Here is a 25,997-nt window from a genome sequence, read left to right on the forward strand (position 1 = left end):
AATAACCCTGCGTTGTAAATGGTTCTTTGCAACTTGAATTAACTGCATCACAAACCTGAAAAGAAATCCACTTTACAGGGCGAGAGCGTTATTCCTCAAACCCTTGCGTGGCGGGAAGGTAAACGTTTGCGTAAAATCGTTTGTCAAGACCTGTTATCACTCTGCTAATCAGTTATACTGTTGCCCGTCGTCCAACTGGACTGCCTTTTTCAGGCAAAAATTTACTTGTTAGCTGAGTCAGGAGATGCGGATGTTAAAGCGTGAAATGAACATTGCCGATTATGATGCCGAACTGTGGCAGGCTATGGAGCAGGAAAAAGTACGTCAGGAAGAGCACATCGAACTGATCGCCTCCGAAAACTATACCAGCCCGCGCGTTATGCAGGCGCAGGGCTCTCAGCTGACCAACAAATACGCTGAAGGTTACCCGGGCAAGCGCTACTACGGCGGTTGCGAGTATGTGGATATCGTTGAGCAGCTGGCGATCGACCGTGCCAAAGAGCTGTTTGGCGCAGACTACGCTAACGTGCAGCCGCACTCCGGCTCTCAGGCTAACTTCGCAGTCTACACCGCGCTGCTGCAGCCGGGCGATACCGTTCTGGGTATGAACCTGGCGCAGGGCGGTCACCTGACTCACGGCTCCCCGGTTAACTTCTCCGGTAAACTGTACAACATCATCCCTTACGGTATTGATGAGTCCGGTAAAATTGACTACGAAGACATGGCGAAGCAGGCCAAAGAGCACAAGCCGAAGATGATCATCGGTGGCTTCTCCGCTTACTCCGGCGTGGTTGACTGGGCAAAAATGCGTGAAATCGCAGACAGCATCGGCGCATACCTGTTCGTCGACATGGCGCACGTTGCCGGTCTGATCGCCGCAGGCGTTTACCCGAACCCGGTTCCACATGCTCACGTGGTCACCACCACCACCCACAAAACCCTGGCGGGTCCACGCGGTGGCCTGATCCTGGCGAAGGGCGGTGACGAAGACCTGTATAAAAAACTGAACTCTGCCGTGTTCCCAAGCGCGCAGGGTGGCCCGCTGATGCACGTGATCGCGGCGAAAGCCGTGGCGCTTAAAGAAGCGATGGAGCCTGAGTTCAAAGTTTACCAGCAGCAGGTTGCTAAGAACGCGAAAGCGATGGTGGAAGTGTTCCTGAACCGTGGCTACAAAGTGGTCTCCGGCGGGACTGAAAACCACCTGTTCCTGCTGGATCTGGTTGATAAAAACCTGACCGGTAAAGAAGCTGACGCTGCCCTGGGGCGCGCCAACATCACCGTCAACAAAAACAGCGTACCAAACGATCCGAAGAGCCCGTTCGTTACCTCCGGTATCCGTATCGGTTCCCCGGCAGTGACTCGCCGCGGCTTCAAAGAAGCGGAAGTGAAAGAGCTGGCTGGCTGGATGTGTGACGTGCTGGACAACATCAATGACGAAGCCGTTATCGAACGCGTGAAAGCCAAAGTACTGGATATCTGTGCGCGCTTCCCGGTTTACGCATAAGTCTGCTTCGCAGAACAAAAAGGCCGCGTATGCGGCCTTTTTTTATGGCTAACGGCGGTCGATGGAGATAGCGCCCGGCCCGGCCACCGCCAGCAGCAGAAACCCGCCGGCGATACTGATGTTTTTGAAGAAGTTAATCATATTGGGCATCACCGCATCGCCACTCATGTCCCAGTAGTGGTGACCAATCACCGCCGTACCCAGAGTATAAAAGACGAACAGCACCGCCAGCGGGCGGGTAAAAAAGCCGAGCACGATCAGAATCGCGGCGGGCACCTCCATGATCACCGCCATAATGGCCGCCAGCATCGGCATCGGGGCGCCCAGCTTCGCCATATATTGCACCGTGCCGTCGAAACCGAACATTTTTGGCACGCCGAAAATGATAAACAGGAGGATAAGGGCGAGACGGGCGATTAACAGGATCAGCGCCCGGGACTGACCGAAATCGAAATACCGTATAGCGTTCATAGCGGCATGACCTATGTGAGCAGGATAATTAAACCCTAATACAGATTTGTGCCGCTTGCCATGAGCCATTCGGGTCACTTTTTTTGTTAAGCAACAGTTAATTTATAGCAGGCTATCTGCTTGCTTAATTAGCGCTTTATCGCCAGACTATCGCCTCCAAAACGGGAGGGATTCATGGTTTTGCATTCCACACGCTGGCTGGCGCTCAGCTACTTCACCTACTTTTTTAGCTACGGTATTTTTCTGCCTTTCTGGAGCGTCTGGCTCAAGGGAATCGGCCTCACTCCGGAGATGATTGGCGTTCTGCTCGGCTCGGGTCTGGTGGCGCGTTTTCTCGGTAGCCTGCTTATTGCGCCGCGCGTCAGCGATCCCTCCCTGTTAATCAAAGCCGTGCGCGTGCTGGCCCTGCTCACCCTGGTATTTATGGCTGGCTTCTGGGTCAGCCAGCAGTTTGCCTGGCTGGTGGTGGTGATGGTGGGCTTCAACCTCTTCTTCTCGCCGCTGGTGCCGCTGACCGACGCGCTGGCCAATACCTGGCAGAAGCAGATCACCATGGATTATGGCCGGGTGCGGCTGTGGGGCTCGATCGCCTTTGTGATTGGCTCGGCGCTGGTGGGCAAGCTGGTGAGCCTGTACGACTATCGCGCCATTCTGGCTCTGTTGAGCCTGGGCATTATGTCGATGCTGCTCGGGATGCTGCTGCGCCCATCGGTGATGCCGCAGGGCGAAAGCCGTCAGCAGGAGAGCGCAGGCTGGCCGGCATGGCGCTCGCTGGTGGCGCAGAGCTGGCGTTTCCTCGCCTGCGTCTGCCTGTTGCAGGGGGCGCATGCCGCCTACTACGGCTTCAGCGCGATTTACTGGCAGGGGGCCGGGTATTCGGCTTCGGCGGTCGGCTATCTCTGGTCGCTGGGCGTGGTGGCAGAAGTAATCATCTTTGCCCTCAGTAACCGGCTGTTCCGCCGCTTTGGCGCCCGGGAACTGCTCCTGCTCTCCGCCGTCTGCGGTATCGCCCGCTGGGGGATCATGGGCTGGACCACCGAACTGCCGTGGCTGATTGTCGCCCAGATCCTGCACTGCGGCACCTTCACGGTGTGCCATCTGGCGGCGATGCGCTATATCTCGGCGCGCGAGGGCAGCGATGTGATCCGCCTCCAGGCGGTCTACTCGGCGGTGGCAATGGGGGGCAGTATTGCGATCATGACCGTCTTCGCCGGCTTCCTGTACCAGCATCTCGGTCACGGGGTTTTCTGGGTGATGGCGCTGGTGGCGCTGCCCGCGGTTCTGCTGCGTCCGCGGGTAGCAGCGCGCTAAGATTCCAGCATGGCGCGAATATGTTCCTGCTGCTGCGCATTCAACGCCTCGACGGCGTGAATGAGCGGCGGCGAGAACAGGGGCAGGGCGGTGGTATAGGGCGTGACCACCAGGGCGGCCTCGCGCGGGGCCCCCTCCTTCTGAAAGGCCTGTAGCGTCACATAGCGAATGTTCAGCGGCAGCAGGGTCAGCTCCCGCAGCTGCTGTTCAATCAACTCCTCGCAGGCTTTATCCTCCCCGGTCAGCAACACCACCTGCTTTTCATGCAGATCGTTCTCCTGCATCAGCCAGGCGCCAAAGATCACCGCCACCAGGCTCGACTCCTCCTCAGAAAACCGCAGGCCAAACTCCGCCTCCAGCTCGAACAGCACCTCGCGGGTGGTACGCATCAGGCGCGGATAGAGGCGGTGGATCTCTTCGGGCAGGCTGTTGTCGATACCGATGCCAAACAGCGAGCGGTCCAGAGCCTGCGCCAGATGAATATAGAGCTGATCGATAAGCCCCTGCTCGTCGCTGAACTGCATGCCGGTTTGCCCATGAAAGCGGGCGATCATGCGGGTGATGGTGCGACGCAGACGGTCATCTTCCTGGTGCGTATCGCGAAGGGGATCCGGCGTGCGGAGCATCATAAACAGCAGCGCCAGAAAAGGTTGCTCATCGGCGTGAGGCGCCTGCGCCACGCGGCGCTGCCAGTGGCGGATAATCTCCTGCGCCATCAGATATTCGCTGCGCGACTGGGTCCAGTTACGCTGAACCACCGAAAATTCGGGGCTCTGGCCCAGCTGGTGCTGGAGCAGACAGTACTGCAAATAGAGCTGCAAAAACTGCGTGTCCCGGCATTCAAACTGGCGCTGCAGGCGGCGGGAGCAAAAGTTAATCAGCGCCCGCAGGTTGGTATCGTCATATAAAGTGCGGGCGATGCCGAGCTGCTTTAGCGCGATTTTCAGAGATGGGGTAAACTGCTGCGCGACGAAGTGGGGGCAGAGGCGTAACGCCCGGCGCAACCAGTGCAGCAGGCACAAGCGTTGGTTCAGGTGGCTACCTTCCAGCAGGTAGCAGCCATCATGCTGTGTCGCAATGTCGAGCTGGTGATAGCGCTGGATCTCCATGCGCATCTCGTCGATATCCTGCCGGCAGAGGGCATCATCGACACCGTTGATTTCACCGATGCTTTGCAGGGTGGCGCGAAAGCCTGGCACATAGAGCATCAACAGAACCTGGCAGCGGCGCTGCGAACTGGAAAGTGCAGATGGCATTTCGAGAGTCGTCATCATCTGTCGGGTTCCAGTGAGTGTGTTTGATAAGAATAGCTAAAGGATGTACGCCATAGCACGTGATGCCGGGCTTTCCTTCAGGAATGCGGGTGAACATCACAGAATTTTTGACGTGAGGATGAGATGCAAACAGTGAAACGCAGCGCAACGACGCTTTTTTTGGCGGTTTTGTCTTTTACCGCCGCCGCGCACCCTCACAGCTTTATCACCCTGAAAACGCAGATCATGGTGAAAGACAACCAGCTTACCGGGCTGAAGATGCGCTGGGCGATGGATGAGCTGACCTCCGCCGATCTGCTTTACGATGCCGAAAACGCAAAGCCGGGGGATGAGATCTGGAAAAAACTGGCGGCGGAAGTCATGGCCAACGTGCTCGGTCAGCACTACTTTACCGAGTTCTGGCATAACGGGCAGAAGGTGAAATTCCTCAACCGGCCGACCCAGTACGGCATGACCCGTCAGGAGCATCAGGCGGTGCTGACCTTTATTTTGCCGCTGGCGGAGCCTCAGCCGCTGGCCGGACAAAAATATACCTTCTCCACCTTCGATCCCTCCTATTACGTGGACATGAGCTACGCCGAGGATGACGATGTGTCGCTGCCTGCTGAGCTGCAAAAAAGCTGTTCCGTCAGCGTGGACACCCCGGAGCCCAGCGACGAGACGCTGAACTTTGCCAGCTCGCTGGATAAAGACGATGCGCCCCCGGAGGATATGGATCTCGGCAAACAGTTTGCCCAGACGGTGACCCTGCAATGTCAGTAGTACGCGCGCGACGCGGGTGGGATCTCTGGCCGCTGGGGCTGTTTCTGGTAGCGGCGGTGGCGGGCGCTGTCTGGCTCTGGCAGGCGTGGCCGCAGGTGATGCGCCAGAGCATTCTCTGGCAGCGGGACGTCAACCAGCAGATGAGCGGCCTGCTGAACGCGGTGGCCGACAATCCGACGGCGGCAGGCGGGTCGCTGCTGCTATTCAGCTTTGTATACGGCGTGTTGCATGCCCTGGGGCCGGGCCACGGCAAAATTGTCATCGCCACCTGGCTTGCCACCCATCCCTCAAAACTGAAATCGAGTATCGGCTTAACCCTGGCCTCCTCTTTATTACAGGGAGTGGTGGCGATCGCCCTGGTGGTAGGCGTGTTAACGCTGCTGCAGCTCCCGGCGCGGGATCTGCACATGAGCAGCTTCTGGCTGGAGAAGGGAAGCTATGCCCTGGTGGGCGTGCTGGGGCTGATGCTCTGCTGGCGGGCGCTGAAAAAACTGCGCGGCCTGCTGCGTAAACCGACCTTCAAAGCCTTTACTCCGCATCACGTCCACGATGCAAACTGCGGCTGCGGCCATCAGCATCTGCCGAGCCCGACGCAGATCCAGCGCGCTGACGACTGGCGGGCGCGGATGATGATTATCCTGTCCATGGGCATGCGACCCTGTTCCGGGGCGATTATGGTGCTGCTGTTCAGTAAGGTGATCGGCGTGTTCAGCTGGGGCGTGGCTTCGGCGCTGGCGATGGCGGCGGGAACGGGATTAACCATCTCTTCGCTGGCGCTGCTGGTGCACGGCTTTCGTCAGCTGGCGGTCAGGCTTAGCGGCAACAAAGCGCCGGTACTGTGGCGACAGATCGGATGGACAACGCTGGCATTAGCGGGTGGAGTGGTATTGCTGGTAGCGGCGGTGATGATGTGGATCAGTGCGGTGCCGGTGGGCAGGGGAATGCGGCCGTTTTAAAATGCCGGGCGGCACTTCGTTGGCCCGGCCTACGGTCTTGTAGGCCCGGTAAGCGCGAGCGCCACCGGGCAAGACAACCAGAATTAACGCTTCAGCGCTTCACTCAGTTCGTCACGCATGTTCGCCAGCATCGCTTTCACAACGCGTGGGTTACCTGCAACGATGTTGCCGGACAGCATGTAGTTGTGGCCACCGGTGAAATCGCACACCAGGGCACCCGCTTCACGGGCAATCAGTTCGCCAGCAGCGAAGTCCCACGGCTTCAGGCCAATTTCAAAGTAACCGTCCACGCGGCCAGCGGCAACGTAGGCCAGGTCCAGCGCAGCGGAACCGGTGCGGCGGAAGTCAGCGCACTCGGTAAACAGTTTGCCCAGAATTTTCATGTAGGCAGGTGCGTGCTGTTTGGCTTTGAACGGGAAACCGGTCGCCAGAATGGTGCCGTCGAGGTCGCGAGCGTTGGTGCCGCGCAGACGGTAGCCGTTCAGCTGTGCGCCCTGACCACGGGTTGCGGTGAAGAGTTCGTTACGCATTGGATCGTAAACCACAGCCACTTCAGTACGGCCTTTGATGCGTACGGCGATAGAGACAGCGAAGTGTGGCAGACGTTTAACGAAGTTGGTGGTGCCATCCAGAGGATCGATAACCCACTGAACATCCTGATCTTCGCCTGCATGCTCACCGCTTTCTTCGGTGATGATGGTGTGCTGCGGGTAAGATTTGCGAATGGTTTCGATAATAATCGCTTCTGCGGCTTTATCGACGTTAGTCACAAAGTCATTGCTGCCTTTCTGGCTGGTTTCTACGGAATCTGGGGTCTCGTAGTGTTTGGCAATTACATTACCCGCCTTGCGCGCTGCGCGCACGGCGATGGTCAACATAGGATGTTGCATCGGTTACTCTCACTGGATGTTAAAGAACGGGGATACGAAAACGGCGCAGAGTATAGCAGCGGGATCGGAATATGTCTTCCGTTTATGATAACATCACCGAATATTCTCCAGACTCAGAAAAATTATGCTGCAAAATATCCGAATCGTGCTGGTCGAAACATCGCATACCGGCAATATGGGCTCCGTGGCCCGTGCTATGAAAACCATGGGCTTAACCAATCTCTGGCTGGTTAACCCGCTGGTCAAACCCGACTCGCAGGCCATTGCGCTCGCCGCAGGTGCCAGCGACGTGATTGGCAATGCGCAGATCGTCGATACCCTGGATGAAGCCTTAGCCGGTTGCAGTCTGGTAGTCGGAACCAGCGCGCGTTCACGCACCCTGCCGTGGCCGATGCTCGATCCGCGTGAATGCGGGCTGAAAAGCGTTTCCGAAGGCCAGCATGCGCCGGTGGCGCTGGTGTTTGGCCGTGAGCGCGTGGGGCTGACCAACGACGAGCTGCAGAAGTGTCATTATCACGTCGCCATTGCCGCTAACCCGGAATACAGCTCGCTGAACCTGGCGATGGCCGTGCAGGTTATTGCCTACGAAGTGCGGATGGCGTGGCTGGCAACGCAGGAGAAAGAGACTTACGCTGCGCCGGAAGAGACCCCGTATCCGCTGGTGGATGACCTGGAGCGTTTCTATGGCCATCTGGAGCAGACCCTGCTCGCCACCGGCTTTATCCGCGCCGGGCATCCGGGGCAGGTGATGAACCGACTGCGCCGCCTCTTTACCCGCGCGCGTCCGGAGAGCCAGGAGCTGAACATCCTGCGCGGTATTCTGGCGTCGATTGAGCAGAAGAATAAAGAGTAGTGCCGTTTGCTTGCCAGGTGGCGCTGCGCTTACCCGGCCTACAAGACCGTAGGCCCGTGCAAGCGAAGCGCCGCCGGGCAAAACTAATGAGCGCACAGAAGGTTAAATACCTGACTAAAACAGTCAAGTAAATAGTTGACCAAATTAGTCGGGAATGTCAGACTTGGCCCTGCTATGCAATACCCCCACTTTACAATAAAAATCCCCGGGCAGGGGCGAGTTTGAGGTTAAGTAAGACATGAGACTGACATCTAAAGGGCGTTATGCCGTGACCGCGATGCTGGACGTTGCGCTCAACTCCGAATCGGGCCCGGTTCCGTTGGCTGATATTTCTGAACGTCAGGGAATTTCCCTCTCTTATCTGGAACAGCTGTTCTCCCGACTGCGTAAAAATGGCCTGGTTTCCAGCGTCCGCGGTCCTGGCGGCGGATATCTGTTAGGTAAAGACGCGGGCAGTATTGCCGTTGGCGAAGTCATTAGCGCAGTTGACGAATCCGTCGACGCGACCCGTTGCCAGGGTAAAGGCGGCTGTCAGGGCGGCGATAAATGTCTGACTCACGCGCTGTGGCGCGATCTGAGCGACCGTCTGACCGGCTTCCTGAATAACATCACCATCGGTGAACTGGTTAACAACCAGGAAGTGCTGGACGTCTCAGGTCGTCAGCACTCGCACGAGTCCCATCGTAATACCCGCACGCAAGACGCTATCGACGTTAAACTGCGCGCGTAATAAAAAACGATAAGTATTTTAGAATCAGGCCGGGGCGTTCGCGCGCCCCGATGACCCGGTCGTACATCCAGCCGGTTGCCTGATTCCTTGCATTGAAGCGATGTACGGAGTTTAAAGAGCAATGAAATTACCTATCTATCTCGATTACTCCGCAACCACGCCGGTGGACCCGCGTGTTGCCGAGAAAATGATGCAGTGTCTGACCCTGGACGGAAACTTCGGTAACCCGGCTTCCCGCTCCCACCGTTTTGGCTGGCATGCTGAAGAGGCGGTAGATATCGCCCGTAATCAGATTGCCGAGCTGGTTGGCGCCGATCCGCGTGAAATTGTTTTCACCTCAGGCGCGACCGAATCCGATAACCTGGCGATCAAAGGTGCGGCCAATTTCTATCAGAAAAAAGGCAAGCACATCATCACCAGCAAAACCGAACACAAAGCCGTGCTGGACACCTGTCGCCAGCTGGAGCGTGAAGGGTTTGAAGTGACCTACCTCGCGCCGCAGCGCAACGGTATCATCGACCTGAAAGAGCTCGAAGCGGCAATGCGTGATGACACCATTCTGGTCTCCATCATGCACGTCAACAACGAAATCGGCGTGGTGCAGGATATCGCCACTATCGGCGAACTGTGCCGTGCGCGCGGTATCATCTACCACGTTGATGCGACCCAGAGCGTGGGCAAACTGCCTATCGACCTGAGCCAGCTGAAAGTGGACCTGATGTCCTTCTCCGGCCACAAAATCTATGGCCCGAAAGGCATTGGCGCGCTGTACGTGCGTCGTAAGCCACGTATCCGTATCGAATCCCAGATGCACGGCGGCGGTCACGAGCGCGGCATGCGTTCTGGTACTCTGCCTGTTCACCAGATCGTGGGTATGGGTGAAGCCTACCGTATCGCCAAAGAAGAGATGGAAACCGAGATGGCGCGCCTGCGTACGCTGCGCAACCGTCTGTGGGAAGGCGTAAAGGATATGGAAGAGGTCTACCTGAACGGCGATCTCGAGCAGGGCGCACCGAACATTCTTAACGTCAGCTTCAACTATGTTGAAGGCGAGTCGCTGATCATGGCCCTGAAAGATCTGGCCGTCTCTTCCGGTTCTGCGTGTACTTCCGCAAGCCTGGAGCCGTCCTACGTACTGCGTGCGCTGGGCATGACCGACGAACTGGCACACAGCTCTATCCGCTTCTCTTTAGGTCGTTTCACTACCGATGAAGAGATTGACTACACCATCAAACTGGTTCGCAACTCCATTGGCCGTCTGCGTGAACTCTCTCCACTGTGGGAAATGTTCAAAGAAGGCGTGGATCTGAACAGCATTGAATGGTCACATCACTAATCGGTTTGTAAGGAGAATTCAACATGGCATACAGCGAAAAAGTTATCGATCATTACGAGAATCCACGTAACGTGGGCTCCTTCGACAACAGCGACGACAGCGTAGGCAGCGGCATGGTGGGTGCACCGGCCTGTGGCGACGTGATGAAGTTGCAGATTAAAGTCAACAATGAAGGTATCATTGAAGACGCGCGCTTCAAGACTTACGGTTGCGGTTCCGCAATCGCCTCCAGCTCCCTGGTCACCGAGTGGGTGAAGGGCAAATCTCTGGACGAAGCGCAGGCGATTAAAAATACCGATATTGCTGACGAACTCGAACTGCCGCCGGTGAAAATTCACTGCTCTATCCTGGCGGAAGATGCGATTAAAGCTGCAATCGCGGATTACAAAAGCAAACGTGAAGCAAAATAATTAGTTGAGGTTGTTATGTCGATTACCCTTAGCGACAGCGCTGCCGCGCGAGTAAGCTCCTTCCTGGCAAACCGTGGCAAAGGCTTCGGCCTGCGACTGGGTGTACGCACCTCCGGCTGTTCCGGTATGGCGTATGTACTGGAATTTGTTGACGAACCTGCGGCGGAAGATACCGTATTCGAAGACAAAGGCGTGAAGGTGGTGGTCGATGGTAAAAGCCTGCAGTTCCTGAACGGCACTCAGCTGGACTTTGTAAAAGAAGGCCTTAACGAAGGGTTTAAATTTACTAACCCGAACGTTAAAGACGAGTGCGGCTGCGGCGAAAGCTTCCACGTTTAATTGCGTATCACCTGCTAACCCCACCGCAGCCAGACTGTGTGTGGGGTTTGTTTTAATCAGCTAACCCTGAGATTGTTATGGATTACTTCACCCTCTTTGGGTTACCAGCCGGGTATGAAATTGATACTCAGGCGCTGGCGGCCCGTTTCCAGGATCTGCAACGTCAGTATCACCCGGATAAGTTCGCCAGCGGCACGCAGGCGGAACAGCTGGCGGCGGTGCAGCACTCTGCGACCATCAATCAGGCGTGGCAAACCCTGCGCAATCCGCTGAGTCGGGCAGAATATCTGCTTTCGCGCCACGGGTTTGATCTCTCCAGCGAGCAACACACCGTCCGCGACACCGCCTTCCTGATGGAACAGCTGGAGCTGCGTGAAGAGCTGGATGAGATCGAACAGGCCAAAGACGAAGCCCGTCTTGAGCGCTTTATTAAGCGCGTAAAAGGGATGTTCGATACCCGCCATCAGCAGATGGTTGACCAATTGAATAACGAGACGTGGGACGTGGCGGCGGACAGCGTTCGCAAGCTGCGTTTTCTCGATAAACTGCGAAGCAGTGCTGAACAACTCGAAGAAAAGCTGCTCGATTTTTAATTTCGGAAGCAATTATGGCCTTATTACAAATTAGTGAGCCGGGCTTAAGTGCCGCACCGCACCAGCGTCGTCTGGCGGTAGGCATCGACTTAGGCACCACCAACTCGCTGGTGGCGACCGTGCGCAGCGGCCAGGCTGAGACGCTGGCGGATGCGCAGGGTCAACACCTGCTGCCCTCTGTGGTCCACTATCAGCCCCAGGGCCACAGCGTGGGCTTTGATGCACGGGCCAACGCAGCCCAGGATCCGGCCAACACCATCAGCTCGGTAAAACGCATGATGGGCCGCTCGCTGGCAGACATCCAGAGCCGTTATCCGCATCTGCCGTATCAGCTGCAGGCAAGTGAAAATGGCCTGCCGATGATCGCCACCGCCGCGGGTTTACTGAACCCGATCCGCGTCTCTGCCGATATCCTTAAGGCGCTGGCCGCCCGCGCAACCGCGACCCTGGAAGGCGAGCTGGATGGCGTAGTGATCACTGTTCCGGCCTATTTCGATGACGCCCAGCGTCAGGGCACCAAAGACGCGGCGCGTCTGGCGGGCCTGCACGTGCTGCGTCTGCTTAACGAGCCGACGGCTGCCGCCATTGCCTACGGCCTCGACTCCGGTCAGGAAGGGGTGATTGCGGTCTTCGATCTCGGCGGCGGGACCTTTGATATTTCGATTCTGCGCTTAAGCCGCGGGGTGTTTGAAGTGCTGGCGACCGGCGGCGACTCTGCCCTCGGCGGCGACGACTTTGACCATCTGCTGGCGGATCACATCTGTGAGCAGGCGGGGATATCCGATCGCAGCGACGCGCGTCTGCAACGTCAGCTGCTGGACGCGGCCATTGCCGCCAAAATCGCCCTCAGCGATGCTGCCTCCGTGACCGTTGAGGTCGCGGGCTGGAAAGGCGACATCAGCCGTGAACAGTTCAATGCGCTGATCGCCCCGCTGGTGAAACGCACCCTGCTGGCCTGCCGTCGCGCGCTGAAAGATGCGGGCGTGGAAGCAGAAGAGGTGCTGGACGTTGTCATGGTCGGCGGTTCGACCCGCGTTCCACTGGTACGCGAGCGCGTGGGCGAATTCTTTGGCCGCACGCCATTAACCTCTATCGATCCGGATAAAGTGGTCGCCATTGGTGCCGCTATCCAGGCCGATATCCTGGTCGGCAACAAGCCGGACAGCGAAATGCTGCTGCTGGACGTGATCCCGCTGTCCCTCGGGTTAGAAACCATGGGCGGCCTGGTGGAGAAAGTGATCCCGCGTAACACCACCATTCCGGTGGCGCGCGCGCAGGAGTTCACCACCTTTAAAGACGGCCAGACCGCGATGTCGATCCACGTGCTTCAGGGCGAGCGCGAGCTGGTCCAGGACTGCCGTTCGCTGGCGCGTTTCGCGCTGCGCGGGATCCCGGCACTGCCTGCGGGCGGGGCGCATATCCGCGTCACCTTCCAGGTGGATGCAGACGGCCTGCTGAGCGTCACGGCGATGGAAAAATCGACCGGTGTCGAATCCTCCATCCAGGTGAAACCGTCCTACGGTCTGACCGATGGCGAAATCGCCACCATGATTCAGGACTCAATGAGTTTTGCTGCGCAGGATGTGAAGGCGCGTATGCTGGCGGAACAGAAAGTTGAAGCCGCACGCGTGCTGGAAAGCCTGAACAGCGCACTCACTGCTGATGCCGCGCTGTTAAGCGCCGCAGAACGTCAGGCCATTGACGACGCCGTCGCGCAACTGAGCGCGGTGGCGGTTGGCAATGACGCTGACGCCATAGAACAAGCGATTAAAAACGTTGATAAGCAAACCCAGGAGTTCGCCGCTCGCCGCATGGACCAGTCTGTCCGTACCGCGCTGAAAGGCCACTCCGTGGACGAGGTTTAATATGCCAAAGATTGTTATTTTGCCTCATGCGGACCTCTGTCCGGATGGCGCAGTTCTGGAAGCTGAGACCGGCGAAACCATCCTTAACGTTGCCCTGCGTAACGGTATCGAAGTGGAACACGCCTGTGAAAAATCCTGTGCCTGCACGACCTGCCACTGCATCGTCCGCGAGGGTTTTGACTCTCTTGCGGAGAGCACAGAAGATGAAGACGACATGCTGGATAAAGCATGGGGTCTGGAGCCGGAAAGCCGTCTGAGCTGTCAGGCGCGCGTCACCGATGAAGATCTGGTGGTCGAACTTCCGCGTTATACGCTTAACCACGCACGCGAGCATTGATATGGGACTGAAGTGGACTGACAGCCGTGAAATCGGCGAGGCGCTGTACGACGCTAACCCGGATCTCGATCCGAAGACCGTACGCTTCACCGATATGCATCAGTGGATTTGCGATCTGGAAGAGTTTGACGACGATCCCAACGCATCCAATGAAAAAATTCTGGAGGCGATTCTGTTAGTCTGGCTGGACGAAGCAGAATAAAAACGTAACGGGCTGCCTTCAGGCGGCCCGTTTGCTTGTTGCTAATAAGGATAAATAAAAATGACCGAAGCGATGAAGATTACGCTCTCTACTCAGCCTGCCGATGCGCGCTGGGGTGAAAAAGCCACTTACAGCATCAACAATGACGGTATTACCCTGCACCTGAACGGCAGCGACGATGTCGGTCTGATCCAGCGCGCGGCGCGGAAAATCGACGGCCTGGGCATTAAACATGTGTGTCTCGACGGCGAAGGCTGGGACACCGATCGCAGCTGGGCATTCTGGGCGGGCTATAAAGGTCCAAAAGGCACCCGTAAAATTGAGTGGGCGAACCTCGACGACGCAGGAAAGACAGAGCTGGAAAGCCGTCTGACCATCATCGACTGGGTGCGCGATACCATCAACGCCCCGGCGGAAGAGTTAGGCCCGGAACAGCTGGCGCAGCGCGCGGTGGATCTGCTGAGCAAAGTCGCTGGCGACAAGATGTCTTACCGCATCACCAAAGGCGAAGATCTGCGCGAGCAGAACTACATGGGCATCCACACCGTTGGCCGCGGCTCCGAACGTCCTCCTGTACTGCTGGCGCTGGATTACAACCCAACCGGTGATAAAGCGGCACCGGTATTCGCCTGCCTGGTCGGGAAAGGTATCACTTTCGATACCGGCGGTTACAGCCTGAAGCAGAGCGCGTTCATGGACTCCATGAAGTCCGACATGGGCGGCGCGGCCACCATTACCGGCGCGCTGGCCTTTGCCATCACCCGCGGCCTGAATAAACGCGTGAAGCTGTACCTGTGCTGCGCCGACAACATGGTCAGCGGTAACGCCTTCAAGCTGGGCGACATCATTCGCTACCGCAACGGCAAGAACGTCGAAGTGATGAACACCGACGCCGAAGGCCGTCTGGTGCTGGCCGATGGCCTGATTGACGCTTGCGCGCAAAAACCAGAGCTGATCATCGATATGGCAACCCTGACCGGCGCGGCGAAAACCGCGCTGGGCAACGACTACCACGCGCTGTTCAGCTTTGACGACAAGCTGGCGAACCGTGTGCTGGCAAGCGCTGCCGCCGAGAACGAACCGTTCTGGCGTCTGCCGCTGGCCGAGTTCCACCGCAGCCAGCTGCCGTCGAACTTCGCCGAACTGAACAACACTGCCAGCGCGGCCTACCCGGCAGGGGCGAGCACCGCCGCCGGTTTCCTGTCGCACTTCGTTGAGAACTATCGTGAAGGCTGGCTGCATATCGACTGCTCCGCTACCTACCGCAAAGCGGCGGTTGAGCAGTGGTCCGCCGGTGCGACCGGTCTGGGTGTGCGGACCATCGCGAACCTGTTGACCGCAGAGTAATTGACTTGCCCGGCGGCGCTGCGCTTGCCGGGCCGACAGATTACCGTCTTGCCGGGTGGCGCTGCGCTTACCCGGCCTACAAAACCCGTAGGCCCGTGCAAGCATAGCGCCGCCGGGCGATTTTGAAGTAACGAAACTATGTCAGAAATCAAAAACGAATTAGAAACTTTGCTGGAAAAAGCGGCCACCGAGCCTGCCCATCGTCCGGCATTTTTCCGCACGCTGCTGGAGTCCACCGTCTGGGTGCCTGGCACCGCCGCGGAAGGTGAGCAGGTTGTTGAGGACAGCGCCCTGGATCTGCTGCACTGGGAAAAAGATGACGGCACCTCGGTGATCCCGTTCTTCTCCTCCCTTGAAGCCTTACAGGCAGCGGTTGAAGATGAGCAGGCGTTCGTGGTGATGCCGGTGCGCACCCTGTTTGAGATGACGCTGGGCGAAACCCTGTTTCTGAACGCCAAACTGCCGACCGGGAAAGAGTTCACCCCGCGCGAAATCAGCCACCTGATTGGCGAAGAGGGTAACCCGCTCAGCACACAGGAGGTGCTGGAGGGCGGTGAGTCGCTGCTGCTGTCGGAAGTGGCCGAGCCACCGGCACAGATGATCGACTCCCTGACCACCCTGTTCAAAACCATCAAACCGGTCAAGCGGGCGTTTCTCTGCTCGATCAAAGAGCAGGCCGACGAACAGCCGGTACTGCTGATTGGCATTGAGGCAGATGGCGAGATCGACGACATCATCCAGGCCGCGGGCAGCGTGGCGACCGACACCCTGCCGGGCGACGAGCCCATCGATATCTGCCGGGTCGTAAAAGGCGAGAAGGGCATCAGCCACTTTATCACCGAGCACATCACGCCCTTCTATGAGCGCCGCTGGGGTGGCTTCCTGCGCGATTTCAAAAACAACCGTATTATCTGAGCCCTTGCGGGGTGAACACTCACCCCGTTGCCTCCAGCAGCAGTAAATCCATCAGCAGCACCAGGTTCGACTCAAACGATGTCACTCCTGCGGCCTCGGCAGCGAAATGCACCGCTTCGTCGTATAAGGCAAAATGCAGATCCGCCATCCCCGCCAGGGTATTCGCCGACGCCCGGGTAAAAGCCACCACCGTCATCCCCACGTTCTGCGCGATCCGCGCCTTATCCAGCACCTGCTCCGTTTCCCCGCTGCGCGAGACCGCGATGAACACCTGATAGCGCGAGGCGTTGCTGAGAAAGATGTTGCGGCTGTCGCCAGGGCCGGAGATAAATGCCGTCTTGCCCAGCACCTGCAGTTTCTTGGTCAGGTACTCGGCAAACAGATAGGAGAAGCCCGCGCCGTAGAGGAAAAAGCTCTCCTTGTCGCGCAGCAGCCCGGCAAACCGGCGGCGTTTCTCCGCCGTTGCCCACTGAAAGGTCTGCTGATAATTGGCGATAAACTGATTAAACAGGGCGGGTAATTCCGCAGGTTGCCGGGTTTCGGCGGCAATGTGCGGGGTATCGCTTAACAGCTGCTTGCAGTGCCAGATAAACTCGCTAAAGCCGCTGAACCCCAGCTTGCGGCACAGGCGCATAATAGTAGCGGTGGAGACAAAGGTCGCCTGCGCCAGCTCCCGTACGGTGATCTGGCCCACCAGCAGCGGATGCTCGGTGAGATGGGCCAGCACGCGATACTCTGCGCGGGTCAGAGACTCCCCGCGCGTTAACAGTGTCGCCAGACGGTTATCCATTACCGGGACGGTTCAACCGGCAGATCGTCCCGGGCACCCCATTCACTCCACGCGCCGTCGTACAGCGTGACGTCGGTTTTGCCGAGGGTCGCCAGCGCCAGAATAACGACACAGGCGGTGACGCCGGAGCCGCAGCTGGCAACGACCGGCTGATGCAGATCCACGCCCTGGCGAGAGAAAATTTCACGCAGCTCGTCGGTGGTTTTCAGTTCACCCTCAAACACCAGATCGCCCCAGGGCACGTTACGCGCGCCAGGGATATGGCCGCGCTTAAGGCCCGGACGCGGCTCGTCGGCTTCCGCGTTAAAGCGCGGGGCCGGGCGGGCATCGACAATCTGCGCGGTCTGCTCGTGGCTTGCCAGCAGCACGTCGGTGACACGCTTGATCGCCCCGGCATCGAAGGTGGCTTCAAAGTCGCCGTCCGGCAGGGAGACATCGCCCTGCTGGAGAGGTAACTCGGCCCGCTGCCAGCCGGCAAGACCGCCCGCCAGAATCGACACCTTTTCCACGCCGAAGGTTTTCAGCATCCACCACGCCCGTGGAGCGGAGAAGAGATTCCCTTCATCGTAAATCACCAGATGCTTGTCGTGGCTGACGCCCAGCTCGCGCATTGCCACCGCAAAAGCTTCCGGGCGCGGCATCATGTGCGGCAGGGGAGAGGTATGATCGGAGAGGGCTTCAACATCAAAAAATACCGCCCCCGGCAGATGCCCGGCGCGGTATTCGGCAGAAACGTCACGATGCTCCTGGCCAGGCGGCGCCATGCGCGCGTCGAGGATCTGGACTTCAGGGTCATCACTGTGCTCAATCAGCCAGTCGGCTGCGACAAAATATGAGGTGGACATGGTTGCCTCCATAAATGAATCCATTAATGGATTGTCGGTGTTTTTTCTGACACCGACAAGCGAACCACGTTCAACTCGCGAGCAAGCCCTTATTTTTTCACCGCTTCCCCATCCTGCCAGGCTTTTTGCAGCGCAGGCCAGTATTCCCAGTTGGCCTCAATCATCTCATCCAGAATCGCTTTGGCATGTTCCATGGTTGGCACGGTGCGGTTCAGGGTGAACGCCTGCAAGGCTTTCTCATAGCTGCCTTCGATGGTGGCTTCCACCAGCAGCTGCTCTGAGGCCAGCTGCTGTTGCAGCAGGGTCTGATGGAACAATGGCACCCGGCCGATGCGGATCGGCTCTGGACCTTCGCTTGTAATATAGGCCGGGACCTCAACCATCGCGTCGTACGGCAGGTTGACGATCGCCCCCCGGTTTTCCACCATCACCAGATGGCGCTGGCGCAGGTTAAACGCCAGCGAGCGGGCCACATCCACGATAAACTCGCCGTGCACCCCCACGTGGAATGCATCCGGCAGGATCCCGGTCTGTTTATACTCTTGTGCGGCGGCAAACAGCTTTTTCTCGCGACCGTTCATCACTTCGTTGGCGCGGGTATAGTCCGGATTCTGGTGATCCACGATCTGATTCGGCATCAGGTAGTACTGCAGATACGGGTTCGGCAGATACTCCGGGAAGTTATCCATGATCGGTTTGATGTTGCGCCAGGTTTTCACCCACGACGGATCCGAGTGCTGCGGGTCAGTTTTGGCCGCATCTTCGGTCAGCAGACCAAATTTTGCGACATGGCGACGCAGCTCCGGCAGTTTATCCTCGCCGTCCACCAGCACGCGGGTAAACCAGCCGAAATGGTTCAGACCGAAGTAGTCCACCTCCAGCTTGTGGCGATCCACACCCAGAATGGCCCCCATGTTACGCATCGCCGCTACCGGCATATCGCAAATGTTCAGTACCCGGGCGTCCGGACGCAGGCGACGTACGCCCTCGGCGACGATGGCCGCCGGGTTGGAGTAGTTGACGATCCACGCCTTCTCATGGGCATAGCGGTCAACCATGTCGATCAGCTCAACCATCGGCAGGATAGTACGCAGGCCATAGGCCAGCCCGCCCGGGCCGCAGGTCTCCTGACCGACCACCCCATGACGCAGGGGGATCTTCTCATCCTGCTCGCGCATTTTGTACTGGCCGACGCGCATCTGGGCGAAGACGAAATGGGCCCCGCTGAACGCCACTTCCGGGTCGCTGGTAACGGTAAATTTGATGCTCTGGCTGTGATCGCGAATGACCTTCTCCACCACCGGCGCGATGGTGTTTTGCCGCGCGGCATCAATGTCGTAGAGGCGAATTTCCGCCAGCGGGAATTTATCCAGCTGTACCATCAGGCTTTTCACAATCCCGGGCGTATAGGTGCTGCCGCCACCGGCGATAGAGAGAATAAATGGGGGTGTAATCATGTTTATCTCCTTCAGAGAACCGTCTCGACCGCTTCTCGCATTTTTTTGACATGCAGCCCGTAGACCACCTGAACGTTGTTACCTTGCTTGATAATGCCTTTCGCGCCCGTCGCCTTAAGCCGTGGCTCGTCGATGATGGCAACGTCTTTCACCGTGACGCGAAGACGGGTGTAGCAGTTATCCACCACCTCGATGTTTTCGCGTCCGCCGAGGCCGACCACAATCGCCTCGCCCAGACCATCATTGCTGCCTTTCGCCTGGTACTCCTGCTTGCTGTACAGACGGGTCTCCTGATCCTCTTCTTCGCGTCCCGGCGTCTTCATGCGGAAATGCAGGATCAGGAAGCGGAAGATCGCGAAGTAGAGGGCGAACATGATCAGCCCGACCAGGATGTACATCGGCCAGTTGGATTTTTCGGTGCCCAGCGGCAGGTTATAAAGAATGAAATCGATAATGCCGTTGGCCCCGATGGCGTGCACCCCCAGCAGATAAAAGAGCATCATGCCGATCCCGGTCAGCACCGCGTGCACCACAAACAGCAGCGGGGCGACGAACAGGAAGGAGAACTCGATCGGCTCGGTCACCCCCACCAGCAGGGAGGTGAGCGCCGCCGGGATCAGAATCGCTTTCGCTGCGGCTTTACGCTCCGGTTTGGCGGTGACATACATCGCCAGCGCCGCGGCAGGCAGGCCAAACATCTTGCTGATGCCGCGGGCATCCCACACCGCGGTGCTGCTGAGCTGCTTCACCTCCGGGCAGGCCATCTCGGCAAAGTAGATATTGCGCGCGCCCTGATAGGTGGCACCGCAGACCTCCTGGGTGCCGCCCAGTTCGGTATAGAGGAAAGGGGTATAGACCAGATGGTGCAGGCCGGTGGGCACCAGGATGCGCTCAAGGAAGCCGTAAATCGCTACCCCAAACGCCCCGGAGCCTTTAATGGCTAAGGCCATGGCGCTGATCCCGTTCTGGGCAAACGGCCACAGCTCGCTCATCACCACCCCCAGCAGCATGGAGACCGGGAGCATAATGATGGCGACGAAGCAGTGCCCCGAGTAGATCGCCATCGCGCCGTTAAACTGCACGCCGGAGTATTTGTTATACAGATAGCCCGACAGCGCCCCGGTGAGGATCCCGGCAAACACGCCCATCTCCAGCACCTGCACGCCCAACACCATGCTCTGTCCGGCCGCTTTCATCTGGTCCGCCGGGGCCAGCGCGCCCTGCAGATTCAGGGTCACGTTCATGGCGTTAATAAACACCACGAAGGTCACCAGGCCTATCAGCGCCGCGTAACCTTTGTCACGCGTTGCCAGACCGATGGGGATACCCACGGCAAACACCAGCGCCAGGTTCACCAGCACCGAGACGGCGGATTTTGAAATCAGCTGGCCGATGCTCTGGATCAGCGGATGGCCGAGGAACGGCAGATAACCGGCAAGGGCGCCGTTACCCAACACATTACCAAAAGCAATGAAAAGACCGACAATAGGCAGGATAAGTACCGGTCCGTACAGTGATTTTCCGAAATTTTGTAGGGCGTTCACGGCTCGTTTCATGACGTTCTCTCTTATTGAACCGCGCACTCAGGGTGCGTCATAACGTTAAAATTAGCAGGGCAAACGCGAACTTAGCCAGCTATCTTGTTGTTTTAAAAACAAATGACGTTAAAGGTTACATGTAACCTTTAACGCTGTGATCGCGCCAGCAGCCAGAATGTTATCCACGCAGAAAACTTTGCGAGACGCTGTCCAGAATTGAAATCGACACTTTTGTATTAATGAAACTTGCGGATAATACTTATCCCGACGACGACCAACAGGCCCGCAAGGCCAGGGATAAAGGATGAAACCGTTTCGCCTTGCCGCGCTGTCATTAGCGCTGCTTACCACCATCACGCTTGTCGGCTGTGATGACAGTGACGACAAGACCTCTTCAGCGGCACCCGCCACAGCTACCGCTTCCACCTCTACGCCAGCGCCTGCCTCTGCGCCGGCAAAGCCGGACAACGCCACGCTGGAGAAACTGGCCGCGCAAAGCATGGGTAAAACGCTGACCCTGCTGGATGCGTCTGAGATCCAGCTGGACGGGGCCGCTGCCCTGGTGCTGACCTTCTCGGTGCCGCTCGATCCATCGCAGGATTTCGCCCGGACGGTGCACGTGGTCGACAAAAAAAGCGGCAAGGTTGATGGCGCCTGGGAGCTGGCGCCGAATCTGAAAGAGCTGCGCCTGCGCCATCTGGAGCCGAACCGCAACCTGGTGGTCACCGTCGAGCGCGATCTGCTGGCGCTGAACAAAAACACCTTTGGCAGCGACGTCGAAAAAGCCATTACCACCCGCGACATTGAGCCGAGCGTCGGTTTTGCCAGCCGCGGCTCGCTGCTGCCGGGTAAGGTGGTGGAAGGGCTGCCGGTGATGGCGCTGAACGTGAATAACGTCGATGTGAATTTCTACCGGGTTAAACCTGAATCATTAGCCGCCTTTGTCAGCCAGTGGGAGTACCGCAACTCGCTCACCAACTGGGAGTCCGACAATCTGCTGAAGATGGCGGATCTGGTCTACACCGGCCGTTTCGACCTTAACCCGGCGCGTAATACCCGTGAAAAACTGCTCCTGCCGCTGGCGGATATCAAGCCGTTACAGCAGGCGGGCGTCTATATCGCGGTGATGAATCAGGCCGGGCATTACAACTACAGTAACGCCGCCACCCTGTTTACCCTCAGCGATATTGGTCTCTCCGCACACCGCTACCATAACCGGCTGGATATCTTTACCCAGAGCCTGGAGAACGGTGCGGCGCAATCGGCAATCGAAGTGCAGCTCCTTAACGATAAAGGGCAGACGCTGGCGCAGGCCACCAGTGACGCTGACGGCCACGCGACGCTGCAGACCGACAAAGAGGCGGCGCTGCTCCTCGCCCGCAAGGACGGGCAGACCACGCTGCTGGATCTCACTCTTCCGGCGCTGGATCTGGCGGAGTTTGCCATCTCCGGCGCGCCTGGCTTCACTAAACAGTTCTTTATGTTTGGCCCGCGGGATCTCTACCGCCCGGGCGAAACGGTGATCCTCAACGGCCTGCTGCGCGACAGCGACGGCAAACCGCTCCCCGACCAGCCGGTGAAGCTGGAGGTGCTGCGCCCGGACGGCCAGGTGGCGCGCACCCTGGTCAGCCAGCCTGCAAATGGCCTCTACCGCTTTGACTACCCGCTTGAGAGCGGGGCGCAAACCGGGATGTGGCATGTCCGCGCCAGCACCGGGGATAACCAGCAGCGGATGTGGGATTTCCACGTCGAAGACTTTATGCCAGAGCGCATGGCGCTCAATATTGCCGGGCAAAAAACGCCGGTTTCACCGCAGGATCCTGTCGCGTTCGATGTGACGGGGTATTACCTGTACGGTGCGCCCGCCAACGGCAACAGCCTGCAGGGGCAGCTCTTCCTGCGTCCGCTACGGGAAGCCGTGGCCGCCCTGCCGGGCTTCCAGTTCGGGGATATTGCCGAAGAGAACCTGAGCCGCAGCCTCGATGAAGTGCAGCTGACCCTCAACGATCGGGGGCGCGGGCAGGTGAGCAGCGACAGCCAGTGGAAAGAGACTCACTCCCCGTTGCAGGTGGTTTTGCAGGCCAGCCTGCTGGAGTCCGGCGGCCGACCTGTCACCCGACGGGCGGAGCAGGCCGTCTGGCCAGCGGCGACCCTGCCGGGCATCCGTCCGCAGTTCGCCAGCAAAGCGGTCTATGACTACCGCACCGATACCACCGTCAACCAGCCGATTGTCGAGGAGAACAGCCAGGCCGGGTTCGATATTGTTTATGCCGATGCCAGCGGGGCGAAAAAAGCGGTCTCTGGCCTGCAGGTGCGCCTGATCCGTGAGCGCCGCGACTACTCCTGGAACTGGTCCGAGAGCGACGGTTGGCAGTCGCAGTTTGATCAAAAAGATCTGATTGAGGGCGAACAGGCGCTGGACCTGGCCGCCGACGAGACCGGAAAAGTGAGCTTCCCGGTGGAGTGGGGCTCCTATCGTCTGGAGGTGAAAGCCCCGGATGAGGCGATCAGCAGCGTGCGCTTCTGGGCAGGCTACAGCTGGCAGGACAACAGTGACGGCACCGGGGCGGCACGTCCGGACCGGGTGACGATGAAGCTGGATAAACCGGCCTATCAGCCCGGGGAGACCATCAAGCTGCACATTGCCGCTCCGGCGGCAGGGAAAGGCTATGCGATGATCGAATCCAGCGAAGGGCCGCTGTGGTGGAAGGAGATCGACGTCCCGACTGAGGGGCTGGATATGACCATCCCGGTGGATAAAGCCTGGAAACGTCACGATCTCTATCTTTCCACGCTGGTGGTTCGCCCTGGCGATAAATCCAAATCGGCCACGCCAAAACGGGCGGTGGGCCTGCTGCATCTGCCGATGGGCGATGAGAGCCGTCGCCTGAGCATTGCGCTGGACAACCCGCAAAAAATGCGGCCAAACCAGACCCTGGCGGTCAAAGTGAAAGCCAGCGTGAAAGAGGGTGCCACCCCGCAGAAAGTTAACGTGCTGGTCTCGGCGGTGGACAGCGGCGTACTCAACATTACCGATTACGTCACCCCCGATCCGTGGCAGGCATTCTTTGGTCAGAAGCGCTATGGCGCGGACATCTACGATATCTACGGCCAGGTAATTGAAGGCCAGGGGCGGCTGGCATCGCTGCGCTTTGGCGGTGATGGCGATGAGCTCAAACGTGGCGGTAAACCGCCGGTCAACCATGTGACCATCATCGCCCAGCAGGCGCAGCCGGTGGAGCTGGACGCCAACGGCGAGGGCACCGTTTCGTTGCCGATTGGCGACTTTAACGGCGAGCTGCGTCTGATGGCCCAGGCCTGGACCGATGACGATTTCGGCAGCAGTGAGAGCAAAGTGGTCGTTGCCGCACCCGTGATTACCGAGCTGAATACCCCGCGCTTCCTTGCCAGCGGCGATAACGCCCGGCTGACGCTGGATCTGACCAACCTCACCGATCGTCCTCAGACCCTGAACGTGGCGCTGACCGCCGGCGGCAATCTGGCGCTGGAAGGCGCCCAGCCGCAGCCGGTGCAGCTGGCGGCCGGTGAACGCACGACGCTGTTTATTCCGGTGCGGGCGCTGGAGGGTTACGGCGAGGGCGAAGTCGCCGCCCAGGTCAGCGGCCTGACGCTCCCGGGTGAAACCTTTGCGCCACAGCAGAAGAGCTGGAAAATCGGCGTGCGTCCGGCGTTCCCGGCGCAAACGGTGAATACCGGTACGATGCTCAAACCGGGTGAAAGCTGGCACGCGCCGGAACAGCACATCGCTAATTTCTCACCGGTGACGTTACAGGGGCAACTTCTGCTCAGCGGCAAGCCGCCGCTCAACCTGGCCCGTTACATTCGTGAACTGCAGGCCTATCCGTATGGCTGTCTGGAGCAGACCGCCAGCGGCCTGTTCCCGTCGCTCTATACCAGTGCCGCACAGCTGAACGCGCTGGGTATTAAGGGCGACAGCGACGAGAAGCGTCGGGCAGCCATTGAGATCGGCATATCCCGCCTGCTGCAGATGCAGCGTAACGACGGCGGATTCGCCCTTTGGGATAAAGAGGGGCCGGAAGAGTACTGGCTCACCGCCTACGTCACCGATTTCCTGGTGCGCGCGGGTGAGCAGGGCTACAGCGTGCCGGCGGATGCCGTTAACAATGCCAACAACCGCCTGCTGCGCTACCTGCAGGATCCGGGCATGATGGCGGTCCGCTACAGCGACGATATTCAGGGCAGCAAGTTTGCGATCCAGGCCTATGCTGCGCTGGTGCTGGCACGTCAGCAGAAAGCCCCTCTCGGGGCATTGCGCGAAATCTGGGAGCGTCGTGCGCAGGCAAAATCGGGCCTGCCGCTGATGCAGCTGGGGCTGGCGCTGAAGCTGATGGGCGATGCGCCGCGCAGCCAGCAGGCGCTGGATCTGGCCCTCAAAACACCGCGCAGCGAAACGCAGAGCTGGATGGCCGATTATGGTAGCCCACTGCGTGATAACGCAATGATGCTGAGCCTGCTGGAAGAGTACAACCTGCTGCCGGATGCGCAGAGCACGCTGCTGAACGTCCTGTCTCAGCATGCGTTCAGCCAGCGTTGGCTCTCTACCCAGGAGAGCAATGCCCTGTTCCTGGCGGGTCGTTCCCTGCAGACCCTTTCCGGGGCGTGGCAGGCCACTACCACGCTGGCGGAAGGCAACGTCCGTGGTGACAAACCGCAGGTGCAGAACCTCGATGCCGATCGGCTGGCCGCCCTGCAGGTTACCAATACCGGCACTGCGCCGCTGTGGGTGCGCCTGGACAGCAGCGGCTATCCACAATACGCGCCGCAGCCTGCTTCTAACGTGCTGAGAATTGAACGTCAGATTCTGGCGACCGATGGCAGCAGTAAATCCCTCTCCTCCCTGAAGAGCGGCGAGCTGGTGCTGGTCTGGCTGAATGTGACCGCCAGCCAGAACGTGCCGGATGCCCTGGTAGTTGACCTGTTGCCTGCCGGGCTGGAGCTGGAAAACCAGAACCTGGCCAGCAGCAGCGCCAGCCTGCAGGAGAGCGGCAGCGAGGTGCAAAACCTGCTCAGCCAGATGCAGCAGGCCGACATTCAGCATATGGAGTTCCGCGACGATCGCTTTGTCGCCGCCGTGCCGGTCAATGAAGGCCAGCCGGTGACGCTGGTCTATCTGGCCCGCGCCGTCACGCCGGGAACCTATGCGGTGCCCGTGCCGCTGGTGGAATCGATGTACGTGCCGCAGTGGCGGGCAACGGGTGCGGCCAGCGGCCCGCTGATCGTCGTTCCGTAA

23 protein-coding genes are annotated in these 25,997 nt (G+C 58.8%); 16 read left to right on the forward strand and 7 right to left on the reverse strand.

Going from position 1 to position 25,997, the window contains the following annotated elements; genetic code table 11:
- Positions 1 to 250 precede the first annotated feature (250 nt).
- On the forward strand, positions 251 to 1,504 hold the full coding sequence (gene glyA, locus LRS40_RS13005) for a serine hydroxymethyltransferase (RefSeq protein WP_142486720.1): 1,254 nt from the start codon (positions 251 to 253) through the stop codon (positions 1,502 to 1,504).
- Between the two features lie 48 nt (positions 1,505 to 1,552).
- Here the strand turns inward: glyA and LRS40_RS13010 are convergent, their stop codons facing one another.
- Positions 1,553 to 1,975, reverse strand: a complete 423-nt coding sequence (locus LRS40_RS13010; protein ID WP_231311763.1) for a DoxX family protein — start codon at positions 1,973 to 1,975, stop codon at positions 1,553 to 1,555.
- 174 nt (positions 1,976 to 2,149) lie between these two features.
- On the opposite strand from LRS40_RS13010, the gene LRS40_RS13015 reads away from it, so the two are divergent.
- Positions 2,150 to 3,286 (forward strand): 3-phenylpropionate MFS transporter, encoded by a 1,137-nt coding sequence (locus LRS40_RS13015; RefSeq protein WP_156264356.1) that lies wholly within the window; start codon positions 2,150 to 2,152, stop codon positions 3,284 to 3,286.
- Here LRS40_RS13015 and csiE read toward each other — a convergent pair.
- Positions 3,283 to 4,560: a stationary phase inducible protein CsiE gene (gene csiE / locus LRS40_RS13020; protein ID WP_156264355.1), complete on the reverse strand. Its 1,278-nt coding sequence runs from the start codon at positions 4,558 to 4,560 to the stop codon at positions 3,283 to 3,285. The two genes, LRS40_RS13015 and csiE, sit on opposite strands and share 4 nt — an antisense overlap.
- A gap of 123 nt (positions 4,561 to 4,683) precedes the next feature.
- Here csiE and LRS40_RS13025 point away from each other — a divergent pair, with 123 nt between their 5' ends.
- Together LRS40_RS13025 and LRS40_RS13030 are read left to right on the forward strand one after the other, a co-directional pair.
- Positions 4,684 to 5,322 (forward strand): DUF1007 family protein, encoded by a 639-nt coding sequence (locus tag LRS40_RS13025; RefSeq protein ID WP_231311764.1) that lies wholly within the window; start codon positions 4,684 to 4,686, stop codon positions 5,320 to 5,322.
- Positions 5,313 to 6,278, forward strand: coding sequence for a nickel/cobalt transporter (locus tag LRS40_RS13030; protein ID WP_231311765.1), 966 nt, complete (start codon positions 5,313 to 5,315; stop codon positions 6,276 to 6,278). Before LRS40_RS13025 ends, LRS40_RS13030 begins: the two co-directional genes overlap by 10 nt.
- Before the next feature lie 83 nt (positions 6,279 to 6,361).
- On the opposite strand, the gene suhB is transcribed toward LRS40_RS13030, so the two are convergent.
- On the reverse strand, positions 6,362 to 7,168 hold the full coding sequence (gene suhB, locus LRS40_RS13035; RefSeq protein ID WP_142486710.1) for an inositol-1-monophosphatase: 807 nt from the start codon (positions 7,166 to 7,168) through the stop codon (positions 6,362 to 6,364).
- A gap of 124 nt (positions 7,169 to 7,292) precedes the next feature.
- Between suhB and trmJ the strand changes: the two genes are divergently transcribed.
- The 11 genes from trmJ to sseB all read left to right on the forward strand — a co-directional run bounded on the left by trmJ (position 7,293) and on the right by sseB (position 16,095).
- The gene (trmJ, locus tag LRS40_RS13040) at positions 7,293 to 8,021 is read left to right on the forward strand and encodes a tRNA (cytosine(32)/uridine(32)-2'-O)-methyltransferase TrmJ (protein ID WP_142486709.1); all 729 of its coding nucleotides are present in this window, start codon (positions 7,293 to 7,295) and stop codon (positions 8,019 to 8,021) included.
- Between the two features lie 238 nt (positions 8,022 to 8,259).
- Positions 8,260 to 8,751 (forward strand): Fe-S cluster assembly transcriptional regulator IscR, encoded by a 492-nt coding sequence (gene iscR, locus LRS40_RS13045; protein WP_142486708.1) that lies wholly within the window; start codon positions 8,260 to 8,262, stop codon positions 8,749 to 8,751.
- Positions 8,752 to 8,872: 121 nt separating this feature from the next.
- The gene (locus tag LRS40_RS13050; protein WP_142486707.1) at positions 8,873 to 10,087 is read left to right on the forward strand and encodes an IscS subfamily cysteine desulfurase; all 1,215 of its coding nucleotides are present in this window, start codon (positions 8,873 to 8,875) and stop codon (positions 10,085 to 10,087) included.
- Positions 10,088 to 10,110: 23 nt separating this feature from the next.
- Positions 10,111 to 10,497 carry a Fe-S cluster assembly scaffold IscU gene (gene iscU / locus LRS40_RS13055; protein ID WP_004866383.1) on the forward strand — a complete coding sequence of 129 codons (387 nt, stop codon included), beginning with the start codon at positions 10,111 to 10,113 and terminating at the stop codon, positions 10,495 to 10,497.
- A 15-nt stretch (positions 10,498 to 10,512) separates the two neighbouring features.
- Complete coding sequence (iscA, locus tag LRS40_RS13060; protein WP_039029731.1) at positions 10,513 to 10,836, forward strand: iron-sulfur cluster assembly protein IscA; 324 nt, start codon at positions 10,513 to 10,515, stop codon at positions 10,834 to 10,836.
- A 77-nt stretch (positions 10,837 to 10,913) separates the two neighbouring features.
- Positions 10,914 to 11,429: a co-chaperone HscB gene (gene hscB / locus LRS40_RS13065; RefSeq protein WP_039029730.1), complete on the forward strand. Its 516-nt coding sequence runs from the start codon at positions 10,914 to 10,916 to the stop codon at positions 11,427 to 11,429.
- A gap of 14 nt (positions 11,430 to 11,443) precedes the next feature.
- Positions 11,444 to 13,294 (forward strand): Fe-S protein assembly chaperone HscA, encoded by a 1,851-nt coding sequence (hscA, locus tag LRS40_RS13070; protein WP_142486706.1) that lies wholly within the window; start codon positions 11,444 to 11,446, stop codon positions 13,292 to 13,294.
- A gap of 1 nt (position 13,295) precedes the next feature.
- On the forward strand, positions 13,296 to 13,631 hold the full coding sequence (fdx, locus tag LRS40_RS13075; protein WP_106994594.1) for an ISC system 2Fe-2S type ferredoxin: 336 nt from the start codon (positions 13,296 to 13,298) through the stop codon (positions 13,629 to 13,631).
- Position 13,632: 1 nt separating this feature from the next.
- Positions 13,633 to 13,833 carry a Fe-S cluster assembly protein IscX gene (gene iscX, locus LRS40_RS13080; protein ID WP_032613119.1) on the forward strand — a complete coding sequence of 67 codons (201 nt, stop codon included), beginning with the start codon at positions 13,633 to 13,635 and terminating at the stop codon, positions 13,831 to 13,833.
- Between the two features lie 60 nt (positions 13,834 to 13,893).
- Positions 13,894 to 15,180, forward strand: a complete 1,287-nt coding sequence (gene pepB / locus LRS40_RS13085) for an aminopeptidase PepB (protein ID WP_142486705.1) — start codon at positions 13,894 to 13,896, stop codon at positions 15,178 to 15,180.
- 138 nt (positions 15,181 to 15,318) lie between these two features.
- Positions 15,319 to 16,095 (forward strand): enhanced serine sensitivity protein SseB, encoded by a 777-nt coding sequence (gene sseB, locus LRS40_RS13090; protein ID WP_231311766.1) that lies wholly within the window; start codon positions 15,319 to 15,321, stop codon positions 16,093 to 16,095.
- A 19-nt stretch (positions 16,096 to 16,114) separates the two neighbouring features.
- Here sseB and LRS40_RS13095 read toward each other — a convergent pair whose 3' ends face one another.
- The 4 genes from LRS40_RS13095 to LRS40_RS13110 form a co-directional block, all read right to left on the reverse strand.
- Positions 16,115 to 16,885 (reverse strand): MurR/RpiR family transcriptional regulator, encoded by a 771-nt coding sequence (locus tag LRS40_RS13095; protein WP_142486703.1) that lies wholly within the window; start codon positions 16,883 to 16,885, stop codon positions 16,115 to 16,117.
- On the reverse strand, positions 16,885 to 17,730 hold the full coding sequence (sseA, locus tag LRS40_RS13100) for a 3-mercaptopyruvate sulfurtransferase (protein WP_231311767.1): 846 nt from the start codon (positions 17,728 to 17,730) through the stop codon (positions 16,885 to 16,887). Before sseA ends, LRS40_RS13095 begins: the two co-directional genes overlap by 1 nt.
- Before the next feature lie 89 nt (positions 17,731 to 17,819).
- Entirely contained in the window at positions 17,820 to 19,187 is a 1,368-nt protein-coding gene (locus tag LRS40_RS13105; RefSeq protein WP_231311768.1) for a 6-phospho-alpha-glucosidase, read from the reverse strand.
- Positions 19,188 to 19,198: 11 nt separating this feature from the next.
- A complete protein-coding gene (locus LRS40_RS13110) occupies positions 19,199 to 20,743 on the reverse strand; it encodes a PTS transporter subunit EIIC (protein ID WP_142486700.1) in 1,545 nt (514 codons plus the stop codon).
- 286 nt (positions 20,744 to 21,029) lie between these two features.
- On the opposite strand from LRS40_RS13110, the gene LRS40_RS13115 reads away from it, so the two are divergent.
- Entirely contained in the window at positions 21,030 to 25,997 is a 4,968-nt protein-coding gene (locus LRS40_RS13115; RefSeq protein ID WP_231311769.1) for an alpha-2-macroglobulin, read from the forward strand.

Source organism: Leclercia sp. G3L (genome assembly GCF_021117075.1).
Lineage (GTDB): Bacteria > Pseudomonadota > Gammaproteobacteria > Enterobacterales > Enterobacteriaceae > Enterobacter > Enterobacter adecarboxylatus_C.